Genomic DNA, 13,676 nt, shown 5'->3' with positions numbered 1-13,676 from the left:
GCAACAGGCATTTGCGAGCGAGTCGCAAGCCCCGCCGACATCTCTCGACGTGGCGTTTCTGGGGCGGTCCATATCGGCTCGATAGCCACTTGCCAAGCGATCAAGGACGCCAAGAAGCCGCACGGGCGTCAGGGACATCGATTAAATCGCTGTCATGTTTCGACAGCTACCTTGCACCAACCAGTACCTTGCGATACCGATCCGATATCACAGGAGACGCAATCGTGCCCGAAACCATCGAGATACAGCTGAAGAAAGGCGTGCTGGGACTGTGTGTTCTGGCGCTGCTGGCGAGAGCCGACAGCTACGCCTACGAGATCGCCAGCCGCCTGTCGGACGCGATCGACATGGGCGAAGGCACCATCTACCCGCTGATGCGGCGGATGCAGTCCGACGGCCTGGTCGAGACCTATCTGGTCGAATCGACCGCCGGCCCCTCGCGTAAATATTATCGCCTGACCGACGACGGCCGAACCGCACTGGCGGTCCAGACCGCCGACTGGGCGCATTTCACCCAGGCCGTGGACGCCATTCTGGATGCCCCCGCGCCCCTGGCCGCCCCAGACGTCACGCCCACCCTGCAAACCGGAGACGCCCAATGACGCGCGCCGATTTCCTCGCCCGGCTCAAGAAGGGGCTGGTCGGCATGCCGGTCGCCTCGGCCGCCGAGATCGTCAACGACTATGAAGCCCACTTCGACGACGGCGTCGCCGCCGGCCGGTCCGAATCGGATGTCGCCCAGGCCCTGGGCGATCCCGAGCGCCTGGCCCGCGAGCTGAAGGCGGAGGCCGGCGTCAAACGCTGGCGCCAGGAACAGACGCCTTCGGCCGCAGCGGGCGCCGTCTTTGCGGTGCTGGGGCTGGGCGCGATCGACCTGATCATCCTGCTGCCCATCCTGATGGGGGTGATCGGCACCCTGTTCGGCTTCCTCATCGCCGTGATCGCCCTGTTCGTCTCGGGCGGCGCAGTCATGGTGGCCGGGCCCTTCTCGGGCTTCCCAGGCGGCGGCTTCGCGGCCTTCCTGGGCGGCCTGGGCCTGATGGCGCTGAGCGTGGCCTTTGCGGCCCTGCTGGCGGTCGTCACCAAGCTCTTGATCGACGCCCTGATCTGGTTCGCCCGGCTCCACTACCGGCTGCTGAAGCCGGCCCTCGACCCTCAACCCGCCAACTCGACTTCGGGAGACCCGGCATGATCCGCACGCTTCTCATCATCACCGGGGCCGCCCTGGTCCTGGCCGTCGTCACCCTGGGCGGGGCTGCGGCCCTGGGCGGGCGCGACATGGCCCGCCACGGCTGGGCCTGGACCTTCAAGGACGACGACGGGTCGTCCGTCTCGATCCACCGCGCCGACGACCGCCGCATCGAGGAAACCACCAAGACCCTGGCCTGGACCGGCGGCGACAGCCTGATCGTCGAGATGTCCGCCGACGTCGAATACGTCCAGGGTGCAACCCCGGGCGTGGTCATCACGGGCGCCGCCGACCTGGTCAACCGCATCCGGCTGGACGGCAATCGCCTGACCATGCTGAACGCGGAAGGCCCTAACAACGAGCGGATCGTCTTTGGACGCAACGCCGACGGGCGCGGCGTCTGGGTGGACAGCGAACAGGTGCGCGTGGTCGTCACCGCCCCGACCATCCACACCTTCGACCTGCGCGGATCCTCGGACCTGACCCTGCGCGACTATGACCAGGACAGCCTGACCATCGACCAGTCCGGATCGGGCGACGTCGAGGGCGCGGGCCGGGTCCGGGCGCTGAAGCTCAGCATCACGGGCTCCGGCGACGCCGATCTCGACGACCTGGCGGCGGTCGACGCCGATGTCACCCTGTCGGGCAGCGGCGACGCCCGGATCGCCCCGACCGGCTCGGCCAAGGTCTCGATCTCCGGCTCGGGCGATGTCGAACTGGCGACCCGCCCCGCCACGCTGAGCCAGAGCCTGACCGGCTCGGGCGGGGTTCGCCAGAACTGAGGATAGCCGCGCCCCGCACACGAACCCCTCTCCCCCGCCACATCGGCGGGGGAGAGATCGTGACGAACGGCGATCAAGTCCCTATCTAACGGTCATGACCGTTCACACCGCCACCCCGCCCATCCTGCAGACCGCAGGAGTCGATCCTTCTGAGGCCCTGACCATCCTCCAGACCGCGCTCGTCGGGGCGGATGACGGCGAACTCTTCCTGGAGCGCTCGGAATCCGAGGCCCTGGTGTTCGACGACGGTCGGTTGAAGTCCGCCGCCTATGACGCCTCCGAAGGCTTCGGCCTGCGGGTCGTCGCCGGTGAGACCGCCGGATACGCCCACGCCAACGAGATTTCCGCCGCCGCGATCCGCCGCGCCGCCGACAGCGCCGCCCTGGCCAAGCGCGGCCATGCGGGCGTGACGGCAGAAGGGCCGCGCGCCACAAACCAGAAGCTCTATGACGCCGTCGATCCCCTGGCGGCGCCCGCCTTCTCGGACAAGATCGCCCTGCTGAGCGAGATCGACGCCTGGGCCCGCGCCCGCGACCCGCGCGTCGTTCAGGTCTCGGCCTCCATCGTCGGCGAGCGCCGCCAGATCGAGATCCTGCGCGCCGACGGCCTTAGCGTGAACGACATCCGGCCCCTGGTGCGGCTGAACGTCTCCATCACCGTCGAGCAGAACGGCCGTCGCGAAAGCGCCTCGACCGGCGCCGGCGGCCGGGCGTCGTTCGACACCTGGATCCAGCCCGAGCGCTGGCAGGCCCAGGTGGACGAGGCCCTGCGCACCGCCCTGGTCAATCTGGACGCCGTCGACTGTCCCGCAGGCGAGATGGACGTGGTCCTGGGCGCCGGCTGGCCCGGCGTGCTGCTGCACGAGGCCATCGGCCACGGCTTCGAGGGCGACTTCCACCGAAAGGGCTCGTCGGTCTTCACCGGCATGATGGGCAAGCGGGTCGCCGCTCCCGGCGTCACCGTCGTGGACGACGGCTCCATCGCCGGGCGTCGCGGCTCCCTGACCGTCGATGACGAGGGCACGCCCACCTCGCGCAACGTCCTGATCGAGGACGGGATCATGGTCGGGCTGATGCACGACCGGCTCAGCGCCCGTCAGATGGGCCAGCGCGCGGGCGGCAACGGCCGACGCGAATCCTTCGCCCATATGCCGATGCCGCGCATGACCAACACCTTCATGGAAGGCGGCAAGGACTCGAAGGCCGACATGATCGCCAATACCAAGCGCGGTCTCTATGCCGCCAACTTCGGCGGCGGCCAGGTGGACATCACCAACGGCAAGTTCGTCTTCCAGTGCACCGAGGCCTATCTGATCGAGGACGGCAAGATCACCGCGCCGGTGCGGGGCGCCACCCTGATCGGCGACGGCGCCACGGCCCTGACCCATATCCAGATGATCGGCGACGACTTCGCCTTCGATCCCGGCGTGGGCGTGTGCGGCAAGGCCGGACAGGGCGTCCCCGTCGGCATCGGCCAGCCCTCGCTCAAGATGGGCGGCCTGACCGTGGGCGGCACCGCCGTATAAACAGCGGGACTTCAAGTATAGAGGTTAACATTACAGATTCGTCATCTGTAAATCCGTCGTTCCTGTCATCGATTTAATCCACCTGTCCGGATTGTAACTGGAAGAGGGCCGCATCGCTGGGCCATTCATCCGGCAACGAGAACAGGACGAGCGGCGATGACCAAGACCCTACTGCTGGCCACAACGGCGATGATGCTGGCCTCGACCAGCGCCTTCGCCGACGAACCCCAGGTCGCCCAGGCGCCCGTCCCGACCGGCCCCGAGGCCCAGGCGCCCTTGAGCGACGCCAGCCAGCGCGGCGTCCTGGTCTTCACCCCGGACTTCTTCGCCGCGCAACGCCCCAACACCGCCCAGGACATGGTCAACCGGGTGCCGGGCTTCTCGCTGAACGACGGGTCGGGATCGCGCGGCTTCGAAGGCGCGGTCGGCAACGCCCTGATCAACAACGCCCGCCCGGCGTCCAAGAGCGATACGGTCTCCAACGTCCTGGGCCGCACCCCGGCCGATCAGGTCGAGCGCATCGAGCTGATCCGCGGCGGCGCCCCGGGCATCGACATGCAGGGCTATGCGGTCATCGTGAACGTGATCCTGAAAACCCAGGACAGCCGCCAGTCGATCCTGACCTGGAACGGCGTCTTCTTCGACGGCGGCCAGGACGTGTTCGGCGGCTCCTATCAGTACACCCGCACCCAGGGGGACCGCACCTGGAGCGTCTCGCTCAGCGACGGCATCGGCACCAGCGATTCCAACGGCGAGGGCCGGGTGATCCGCCGCAACGCCGCCGGCGACATCATCCGCGACGAGACCCACTACAACGACGGCTACGGCGGCGGCAGCAACATCCGCGCTGCCTGGGCCGGCCCGTTCGCGGGCGGCAAGATCGACCTGACCGGACGCCTTGGCGGCAATGACTGGAACAGCATCCAGACCCAGACCTCGCCAACCGTGCTGCGCGAAAGCACCTACGCGGAAGACGCGACGAATGGCGAACTGGGCGTGGTCTATACCCGGCCGCTGTCCGCCCGCTGGAAGCTGGAAACCCGGCTGATCCATTCGTTCGAGGATTTCGACAACAACTCGACCAACAACATCCGCGTTGGCGGCGTCGCCGATCCGGAACAGGTCTTCAGCGCTGACGGCAAGTCGTCGGAGACCATCCTGAGGGGCCTGCTGCGCCACGAACGCTCGGCCAACCTGACGCTCGAAACCGGAGCCGAGGTCGCCTACAACATGCTGGAGGTCGCCCAGGCCTACAGCGTCGGCGGAGCCGACGTTCCCCTGCCCTCGGCCTCGGTGAAGGTCGAGGAGGTGCGCGGCGAGGTCTTCTCCAAGGCCACCTGGCGGCTGAGCCCGCGCCTGACGGTCGAAGGCGGCCTGCGGGTCGAGGCCTCCACCATCACCCAGTCGGGCGACGCCGATCAGGAAAAGAATTTCGTCTTCGCCAAGCCGCGCTTCCTGGCCACCTGGACCCCGGTCGCCAACAACCAGCTGCAGTTCCGCTTCGAGCGTGAGTTGGGCCAGCTCGATTTCGGCGACTTCGCCGCCTCGGCTGACCTTGAGGACGAGAACGTGTTCGGCGGCAACGTCGACCTGGAGCCCGAGCAGCGCTGGATCAGCGAACTGATTTACGAGGGCCGGTTCTGGGGCGACGGCGCGCTGAAGATCGGCCTGCGCCACGACGAGATCATCGATGTGATCGACCAGCTGCCGCTGGAAAACGACCTGTCGGCGACGGGCAATATCGGCGACGGCACGTTAGACCAGCTATCGGTCACCCTGACCGTGCCGACGCAGAAGCTGGGCATTTCGGGCGGACGCTTCAGCTTCCGTAACGACTGGAACAAGACCGAGGTCACCGACCCCACCACGGGTCGCAGCCGCCCCATTTCCGGCATTCGTCCGACCCAGGCCAACCTCGGCTTCGAACAGGACATCGTGTCGTGGAAACTGCAGTGGGGCGCCAACTGGATCCCGCGCCTGGGTCAGGCCAGCTACTATCCCGACGAGACCAACGGCTGGAAGGGCAAGGACTATTACGAGTTCTTCGCCGAGTACAAACCCACGCCGACCCTGGCGATCCGCGCCCAGCTGAACATCTGGGACACCTTCGACGTCCAGCGCACGGCCTATGCCGACCGGACGCCGGAACGGCCCATCGCCTTCGTCGAGAACCGCTACATCGACCCGCGGACCTTCTTCCAGGTCCGCCTGCGCAAGACCTTCTGATCCAACAGGCAGGCCTCACGAACGGACAAAAAAAGGGGCGGAGCCAGACTGGCTCCGCCCCTTCTCCTTGTTCAGGCGACCGGGCGGTCAGCCCAGGGTCGTCGCTCCCGGCCGGGCGACATTGCCGTCTTCACGCCCTGCGTCAGCCAGGGTCGGCCCCGGATGGTTGTCCGGGTCGTTCACGCCGTTGGACCATTTGGAAATGAAGAAGCTGACCAGGATGAAGGCCACCCCGATGCCGATGCCGATCCAGCCGATGGCGTTGAAGCTCTCCAGCGAGGCGGTCAGGGCCGCCTGAGGATTGGTCACCTCGCCGCCCACGGTCTCGGTGCTGGCCAGGCCGGCGATGATGCCGCCGACGAAGTGGGCGATGGCCGAGGCCATGAACCACACCGCCATCATGAAGCTGACGATCGAGGGCACCGAAAGCTTGGTGATCTCCGACAGGCCGACCGGCGACAGGAACAGCTCGCCCACCGTGTGCAGCAGATACAGGATGGCCAGAAGCACCAGCGGGGTGCGGAAGGCGTCGTCGATCATGCCGGAGTTGGCGCCCCAGACCACGACCAGGAAGCCCAGTCCGACCTGCATGATGCCGAGGCCGAACTTGACCACCGGGTTCGGGTCCATCTTGCGCTTGGCCAGGAAGACCCAGAGGGCGGCGAAGACCGGCGCGAAGATCAGGATGAAGCCGGCGTTGAACGACTGGGTCTGCGACGCCGTCAGGGAGGTGTCGATCCAGCTCCACCAGTTGGCGGGGACGATGCCCGCCGCCGCCAGCTGGTCGGGCGAACCATAGGGAATGCCCAGGAAGGTGCCGGCCGTGGCGGTGACCGCCAGGTCGACGTTACGCTCGGCGAACAGGTTCAGCGACGAACCCGCCTGTTCGAACAGGGTGAAGAAGACGGCCGATCCGAACACCAGCACCATGGCCAGCATCATCCGCTCGCGCGCGACCTTGTCGCACTTCACCACCATGAACCAGGTGACATAGCCCAGGGCCGCAAGCGTACAGGCGACCAGCCCATAGCCGACGAAGGTGTGGCTGCGGGCGATGAACATCATCGGGATGATGGCCAGGAAACCCAGGATGTAGATCAGCCACTCGCGGTTGATCGGGCCGACGACGGGTTTCTTGATCAGTTCGGGGAAGGGGCTCTCGCCCTTGCCCTCCAGCAGGTTCTTGCCCAGCACGAAGACCACAAGACCGGCCAGCATCCCCAGGCCAGCGAGGCCAAAGCCCCAGCCCCAGCCGAAGGTCTGGCCCAGATAGCCGCACAGCACCGCCGCCCAGAACGAGCCCAGGTTGATGCCGTAGTAGTAGAGGGTGAAACCCGAATCCCGCCGCGCGTCGCCCTGCGGATACAACTGACCGACCAGGGTGGAGATGTTGGGCTTCAGGAAGCCCACCCCCATGATGATCAGCGACAGGGACAGGTAGAAGACGTTGACGCCCACGGGATCGCGCTCGACCTCCATGGCGTACTGGCCGGTCGGCACCGTGGCCGGAACCGCCGAGGTCGCGGGCAGGCCGGCGATGGCCAGGCCGGCGTCGCCCTCGGTATAGGCATAGGTGCCGCCGTCGATGAGGATTTCGGTGACGCGCTCGGCGCCGCGGCCCTCGACCTGGACGGCGTAGTTCTGGCCGCCGATGGCCAGGGTCTGGCGCGCCGGGCTGCCTTCATAGGCCATCAGCCCGTGGCCCATGACCAGCAGGACCGCGCCGAAGATGATCGCCTTGCGCGTGCCGATATAGCGGTCGGCCACCAGCCCGCCCAGCAGGGGCAGCAGATAGACCAGCGAGCCATAGGTGCCGTACTGGCCGGTGGCGAACTTGTCGTCGAACAGGAAATGCTGCGTCAGATAGAAGATCAGCAGGCCGCGCATGCCGTAGAAGCTGAACCGCTCCCACATCTCGGCGAAGAAGCAGGTGATGAGCCCCTTTGGGTGGTTTTTCAGGATCTGAAGAAGCACGGGAATGCCCGTGACGAGGGTGATCACCACCCCCAGAAGAATGACGAGATTCATGCCTGCCCTTTTGCATTTCAGGCGCCCGCGGCGCCCGACTGTGGCGTGGAGGGGCGTGCGACGGCGTCGCCCAGTCCAGCCCACCTGATGGCGAATAGGACCACCGGCGGTGCGGCTTTACAAGTCGTAACCCCTTGTGACCATCCGCCGCGAACCCTTGACCCTTCAAGGACATGGCCCGGGGCGGGTGCGGACTTCAGTGAAAATCCCGCGATCCGGGCAGGACCCGGACGTCGCGCGGATGCCTGCGCCGGTTCGGCTCCGAGGGCGAATGGCCCGATCCGGGCGTCGCCGACAGCGTCAGTTGGCCCGCCCCGTCATCACTCAGATGACCCAGCATCGGCGTCCAGTCGATCAGGTCCTCGACCACCAGATGGCTGACCCCCTCGGCCCGCTGCACCCGTCCGCGCGCCAAGACCATCCGAGCCCCCATGGCGACAGGTCTCAAGCGTTCGAAGACGTCTGGCCACAGCACCAGGTTGGCGACCCCCGTCTCGTCCTCGAGGGTCAGGAAGACCACCCCCTTGGCCGATCCCGGCCTTTGGCGCACCAGCACCACCCCGCCGACCGCGACGCGCCGGTTCTCCCTGGCCGCCTGATAATCCAGCGCGGTCATCGCCCCCGCCTTGGCCAGTCGCTCGCGCAGGAAGCTGACCGGATGCCCCTTCAGCGACAGGCGGATGGTCTGATAATCGCCGACCACCTCCTCGGCGGGCGTAAGGCTGGGCAGGGCCTGGGGCGGACGACCGTCCGACTCGTCCAGCCCCATGGCCTCGAACAGGGGCGCGCTGGAAGCGGGCGGCGCCCCTCTGGCGGCCCAAGCCCCCTGTCGCCGGCTCAGTTTCAGCGACCCGAACGCATCCGCCTCGGCCAGCCGATCCAGCGCCGACGGCGGCAGTTTGGCCCGTAGTCGCAGATCTTCCAGATCGGCGAAGGGCGCCAGGGCGCGGGCGTCGACGATCTGATCGGCCCAGACCGACTTGAACCCGTCGATGGCCCGAAGCCCCAGACGCAGGGCGCGGCGTTCCAGCGTGCGACCCTCCTCAAGAGTGGCATCCCAGCCGCTCGCGTTCACATCCGGGTGCCGCACCTCGACGCCGTGATCGCGCGCATCGCGAACAATCTGGGCCGGGGCATAGAAGCCCATCGGCTGACTGTTCAGGAGACAGGCCGCAAAAGCGTCCGGGTAAAGGCATTTCACCCAGGCCGAGACATAGACCAGAAAGGCGAAGGAACAGGCGTGGCTTTCCGGGAAGCCGTATTCGCCGAACCCCTTGATCTGGTCGAAGCATTTCTGGGCGAAGACGGGGTCGTAACCGCGCGCGATCAACCGCTCGACGAAAATCTTCTCGTACTCGCCGATGGTGCCCATGTGCCGAAAGGTGGCCATGGCGCGGCGCAGACCGTTGGCCTCCTTCGACGTGAACTTGGCGGCGTCCATGGCGATCTTCATCGCCTGTTCCTGAAACAGGGGTACGCCCAGGGTCTTGTCGAGGACCAGCTTCAGTTCGTCCGCCGGACCGTGGTCGGGCGAGGGCTTTGGATAGTCGATGACGAAGGGGACGCCCGCCGCCTGGGCGGCCCGGCGTTCGGCGCGTCGCTTCAGATAGGGATGGACCATGTCGCCCTGGATCGGGCCGGGCCGCACGATCGCCACCTCCACCACCAGGTCGTAGAAGACGCGGGGTCTCAGGCGCGGCAGCATGGCCATCTGGGCCCGGCTCTCGACCTGAAACACCCCCAGAGAATCGCCCGTACACAGCATGTCATAGACGGCCTTCTGCTCACGCGGGACGGTGTGAAGCTCGAACCGCCGGCCGTAGTTTTCGGCGATCAGGTCGAAGGCCCGCCGCATGGCCGTCAGCATTCCCAGGGCCAGGACATCGACCTTCATCAGCTTCAGATAGTCGATGTCGTCCTTGTCCCACTCTATGAAGGTGCGGTCGGCCATGGCCGCATTGCCGATGGGCACGATCTCGATCAGGGGCGTCTGGCTCAGCACATAGCCGCCGACATGCTGGGACAGGTGGCGCGGAAAGGTGATGAGTTCGGCGGTCAGGTCGAGCGCCAACTTGAACCGGGGGTCGGCGCGCTTCAGACCCGTGCGATCGACATGGCCGTCCTTCACCTCCGAGCCATAGGAGCCCCAGACCGTGTCGGCCAGCCGCGCCGTCACATCCTCGGTCAGGCCCAGCGCCTTGCCCACGTCGCGGATCGCCGAACGCGGCCGATAATGGATGATGGTCGCCACGATCCCCGCCCGGTCGCGGCCATAGCGGCGATAGACATACTGCATCACCTCCTCGCGCCGCTCATGCTCGAAATCGACGTCGATGTCGGGCGGTTCGGACCGGTCGGCCGAGATGAACCGCTCGATCAGAACGTCCTGCTCGGCCGGATTGACGTTGGTGATGTTCAGACAGAAGCAGACGACCGAGTTGGCCGCCGATCCCCGCCCCTGGCACAGGATTTTCTGGCTCCGGGCATACTGGACGATGTCGTGCACGGTCAGGAAATAGTTCGGGTATTTGAGCTGCTTGATCAGTTTCAGCTCGTGGACGATCGACTTCAGGACCTTTGCGGGCACGCCCTGCGGCCAGTGCAGCCGCGCCCCCGCAAAGGTCAGGCGGATCAGCCGGCGCTGCGCGGTCCAGCCGAGCGGCACGGGCTCGTCCGGGTACTGATAGGCCAGTTGGTGCAGAGAGAACGAACACCCGCGCACCACCTCCATCGTCCGCGCCAGAGCCGCCTCGTGACCCTTGAACAGGCGGGCCATCTGGGCGGGCGGTTTCAGGCCGCGTTCGGCGTTGGACTGAAGGCGCAGACCGGCCGCATCGATGGTCGTTCCCTCGCGGATACAGGTCAGGGCGTCCTGCAGCGGGCGCCGGTCGGGATGGGCGTACAGGGCCGCATTGGTGGCGATCATCGGCGCGCCCGTCCGGTCCGCCATGGCCGCCAGCCGGTTCAGCCGCGCCCGATCCGCGCCGCGATACAGGGGCGCCACGGCAAGATACAGCTTATCCGGCCAGGCGCGGCGCCAGGCCCCCAGTCTCGCCTCGAACGCCGTGTCGGGAGCCTCGGGCGCGACGGCCAGGGCGATCATGCCGTCTGCGTACTGCACCGCTTGTTCGAAGGTCAGGCGGGTTTCGCCCTTGGTGATGCGGTCGCCGCCTTCTTGGCCATCCGACAGGACCTCGCTCTTGCCCAAGATCTCGCTCTTGCCCTGGGTCAAGAGGCGGCAGAGCCGGCCATAGGCGGCGCGGTCGCGGGGAAAGACGATCAGTTCGGTCCCGTCGAGAAAGGCCAGCTTGCAGCCCACGACCAGCCGGATGTCGTTGTCCTCGGCCCCCATCAGGGCGCGCACCATGCCCGCCAGGGTGTTGCGGTCGGCGACGCCCACGGCGGCCAGGCCCAGGGCCTTGGCCTGCATCATCATCTCGCCCGGATGCGACGCGCCTTCCAGAAAGCTGAAATTGGTGATGGCTCCAAGCTCGGCGTACTCGCCGCTCCATGCAAAAGCGGCGGTCACGGGAACATCCCGTGCATCCACCACGACGGGGCGCGCTCGTCGACGCCGCCGGCGTACTCGGCGCCATACAGCCCCTCGCGGAACAGCCAGTAACGCAGGCCCTGATCATCCTCGACGCGGTAATAGTCGCGGGTGCGGGGCTGGCGGCCCAGGGGTCCGCGCCCCTCGCTGGGCGGACGCCACCATTCGGGCGACAGCCGTTCGGGACCGTCGGCGCGGGCGACCTTGCGCGACACCCTGCGCCAGGTGAAGCGGGCCGGGGCGCCGTCGGGCAGTTCGGCGATGGCGTCGATGGGCTCAGGCGGGTCCAGCATCAGGATGGGGCGGCTGCGTGGGGTCTGGTGCGCCTGGGCCGATACAGGCCTGGCCCCCAGCGCCGGACGCCAGCGCTCGGATCGCTCGGGCAGCCATGATCCTTGCGGTTCGGCCACCTGCACCGCCTGTTCCCCCAGTCGCGCCGACAGCCGGTCGATCAGGCCCGCCAGGCTTTCGGCGTGGCGGGTGGCGGTCTCCGTCTCGATCGAGACCTGATGGGCGGCGATGGGCTCGGCCAGGTCGCAGGTCAGCATCAGGGCGTCGACGCCGAAACCGAGGTCCAGACGCTCGATCCCCTTCTCGCGGAACAGCCGCATCCAGATGGCCGCATCCCGCCCCGGCAGGCCCAGCCGGATCGACAGGGCGGTCGTCGCTCCATCGGTGCGAAACCCCGTCAGCGTCAGAGCGCGCGCGCCCTGCCCGTCCCGCTCCAGCGCCGCCGACAGATCCTCGGCCAGACCGGGCAGCCGCCCCTCCACCCCGGCCGTGTCGCCCACGGGTTCGGCATAGGCCTGCCAGGTCCGGTAGCGGGGCGGCGGGCGGGTCGGCGTCAGGGCTTCGGCCGTCGCGCCAAGGGCCTGGTCCAGCCGTCGGACCAGACCGGCTCCGTCCGTCGCCTGGAACCGCCGCGCCAGTCCTGCGCGGGGCATGGGATAGAGGTCGCCGATCCGCTTCAACCCAAACCGATGCGCCTGTTTCAGCGTCGCCGCATCCAGCCGCAGGGCCTCGACAGGCAGGCCCGCCAGCCGCTCTCGCACCTGACCGGGCGCGATGATCTGCGGATGGCCGCCCATTTCACGTTGGCCCGTCTCACTTCGGCCCGTCCCACTTCGGCTTGGCCCCCATCGACACAGGGCCCAGGCCGCGCCCGGGGTTTCGGCGATCGCCGCGCGCGACCGGGCGCCCGCCTGGGCCAGGCGGTGTTCGATCCGCTCCAGCAGGGTCGCCTCTCCGCCGAAAAGATGGGTCGCGCCGGTCAGGTCGAAAAACAGACCCTCCAGTCCGTGCGGCGACCCGGCCGCACCCGCCTCGCCCCCCGCCTCGCCCGGCGCATCCACGCTGACCGCCGGGGACCAGCGCTCGGCCCAGACCGCCAGGGCCTGAAGCGCACGCCGATCCGCAGCCAGATCGGCGGGCCGGCAAATCAGGCCGGGCAGCATGGCCAGGGCGTCGGCCTGGGTCTGGCCGCGCGACAGACCGGCGGCGCGCGCCGAGGCGTTCAGGGCATGCAGGATCGCGCCCCGCGCCGTGCGTGCGACCAGGGCGAACGGCGCCCCTCCGTGCGAGCCCTCACGATCCCGACCAGCCTCAGGCGGCGAGGCCCGTCCGGCCGCGTTCGCCCAGACCGTCACCGGCCAGTCGATCAGCCAGACGGAGACGATGCGTTTCATCATCCTGCTCCAGCCTGAAGACGCCGGGACGTTCGCTCCGGCTGCGTGTCAGTTCCGCTTCGAGACGAAACCGTCCCGGCGCGCGCGGGTCGTGTCGATCCGGAACACTATTCAAGGTTGTAATTCGCCAGCGCCGCCGCGCCGCATTCAGCCCGGCCGCGGTTCGCCGCAGCAGCACGCCCGATGCCCGCCCCTCGTCAGCGGCGAAGGCCAGCCGCCGGGTCTGGGCCAGGGTGGCGGTCTCGACCGCGCCCACCACGGCGCAGACGGCGCCCGATCGCAAGGCCTGCTCCATGACCCACAGAATATCCGCCTCACCCCGACCCGAGACCAGCACCAGTCCGGCTCGGCGGAACCCCAGCCCTGCCGACGAAAAGCCCGAACCATGGGGCCGCCCCTGTTCGTGCAGCCAGTCATGACTGGCCGCCGCCAGCACCGGCCGGGCGTCGGCCTGCGGCAGACGACCCAGGGCGAAGACAAGGGCCGCCGCCATGTCACGCGGACCATTGGCGCACACCTCCTCCAGACCGGCGCAAAGGGCGGGCCAGGCGGAGGCGCGACTGGGAACAGGAGAGGTGGAGAGATCCATGGTCTTTTCTGAAACTTCGTGTTCATCTTTTGTTCCATTGTCGGCCAGAGTCAAATCCTGAATCTGTTCGTCAACAGAGAAACGGGCTTAAGCAACCTTAGA

Annotated in this window: 9 protein-coding genes; 5 read left to right on the top strand and 4 right to left on the bottom strand. The window is 67.6% G+C overall.

The annotated features are described in order from the left end of the window. The first annotated feature begins 224 nt into the window (after window positions 1–224). From ACO05L_RS02020 to ACO05L_RS02000, 5 genes are all read left to right on the top strand, one after another. Window positions 225–602, top strand: a complete 378-nt coding sequence (locus ACO05L_RS02020; RefSeq protein ID WP_421730514.1) for a PadR family transcriptional regulator — start codon at window positions 225–227, stop codon at window positions 600–602. Further along, window positions 599–1,192 (top strand): DUF1700 domain-containing protein, encoded by a 594-nt coding sequence (locus tag ACO05L_RS02015; protein ID WP_421730513.1) that lies wholly within the window; start codon window positions 599–601, stop codon window positions 1,190–1,192. Before ACO05L_RS02020 ends, ACO05L_RS02015 begins: the two co-directional genes overlap by 4 nt. Further along, window positions 1,189–1,971, top strand: coding sequence for a GIN domain-containing protein (locus ACO05L_RS02010; protein WP_421730512.1), 783 nt, complete (start codon window positions 1,189–1,191; stop codon window positions 1,969–1,971). Before ACO05L_RS02015 ends, ACO05L_RS02010 begins: the two co-directional genes overlap by 4 nt. 94 nt (window positions 1,972–2,065) lie before the next feature. Beyond that, a complete protein-coding gene (gene tldD, locus ACO05L_RS02005; RefSeq protein ID WP_421730511.1) occupies window positions 2,066–3,496 on the top strand; it encodes a metalloprotease TldD in 1,431 nt (476 codons plus the stop codon). Window positions 3,497–3,652: 156 nt separating this feature from the next. Next, window positions 3,653–5,722 (top strand): TonB-dependent receptor plug domain-containing protein, encoded by a 2,070-nt coding sequence (locus tag ACO05L_RS02000; protein WP_421730510.1) that lies wholly within the window; start codon window positions 3,653–3,655, stop codon window positions 5,720–5,722. 87 nt (window positions 5,723–5,809) lie between these two features. Here the strand turns inward: ACO05L_RS02000 and ACO05L_RS01995 are convergent, their stop codons facing one another. From ACO05L_RS01995 to ACO05L_RS01980, 4 genes are all read right to left on the bottom strand, one after another. Beyond that, window positions 5,810–7,750, bottom strand: coding sequence for a peptide MFS transporter (locus tag ACO05L_RS01995; RefSeq protein ID WP_421730509.1), 1,941 nt, complete (start codon window positions 7,748–7,750; stop codon window positions 5,810–5,812). 196 nt (window positions 7,751–7,946) lie between these two features. Then, entirely contained in the window at window positions 7,947–11,279 is a 3,333-nt protein-coding gene (locus ACO05L_RS01990; RefSeq protein WP_421730508.1) for an error-prone DNA polymerase, read from the bottom strand. Beyond that, on the bottom strand, window positions 11,276–12,988 hold the full coding sequence (locus tag ACO05L_RS01985) for a Y-family DNA polymerase (protein WP_421730507.1): 1,713 nt from the start codon (window positions 12,986–12,988) through the stop codon (window positions 11,276–11,278). The genes ACO05L_RS01990 and ACO05L_RS01985 overlap by 4 nt, the downstream gene beginning before the upstream one ends. After that, window positions 12,903–13,574, bottom strand: coding sequence for an ImuA family protein (locus tag ACO05L_RS01980; protein WP_421730506.1), 672 nt, complete (start codon window positions 13,572–13,574; stop codon window positions 12,903–12,905). The genes ACO05L_RS01985 and ACO05L_RS01980 overlap by 86 nt, the downstream gene beginning before the upstream one ends. Between the last annotated feature and the right edge of the window lie 102 nt (window positions 13,575–13,676).

This window comes from Brevundimonas sp. (genome assembly GCF_965227765.1).
In the GTDB taxonomy this organism is placed as follows: Bacteria; Pseudomonadota; Alphaproteobacteria; order Caulobacterales; family Caulobacteraceae; genus Brevundimonas.
The sequence above is the reverse complement of the archived record's forward strand: the minus strand, read 5'-3'. Positions and strand labels throughout refer to the sequence as shown.

Bases quoted from the DNA above. Each gene is read 5' to 3' on its own strand.
- ACO05L_RS02015 (WP_421730513.1), top strand. From the start codon at position 599: ATGACGCGCGCCGATTTCCTCGCCCGGCTCAAGAAGGGGCTGGTCGGC.
- ACO05L_RS02010 (WP_421730512.1), top strand. From the start codon at position 1,189: ATGATCCGCACGCTTCTCATCATCACCGGGGCCGCCCTGGTCCTGGCC.
- tldD (WP_421730511.1), top strand. From the start codon at position 2,066: ATGACCGTTCACACCGCCACCCCGCCCATCCTGCAGACCGCAGGAGTC.
- ACO05L_RS02000 (WP_421730510.1), top strand. From the start codon at position 3,653: ATGACCAAGACCCTACTGCTGGCCACAACGGCGATGATGCTGGCCTCG.
- ACO05L_RS01995 (WP_421730509.1), bottom strand. From the start codon at position 7,750: ATGAATCTCGTCATTCTTCTGGGGGTGGTGATCACCCTCGTCACGGGC.
- ACO05L_RS01985 (WP_421730507.1), bottom strand. From the start codon at position 12,988: ATGATGAAACGCATCGTCTCCGTCTGGCTGATCGACTGGCCGGTGACG.
- ACO05L_RS01980 (WP_421730506.1), bottom strand. From the start codon at position 13,574: ATGGATCTCTCCACCTCTCCTGTTCCCAGTCGCGCCTCCGCCTGGCCC.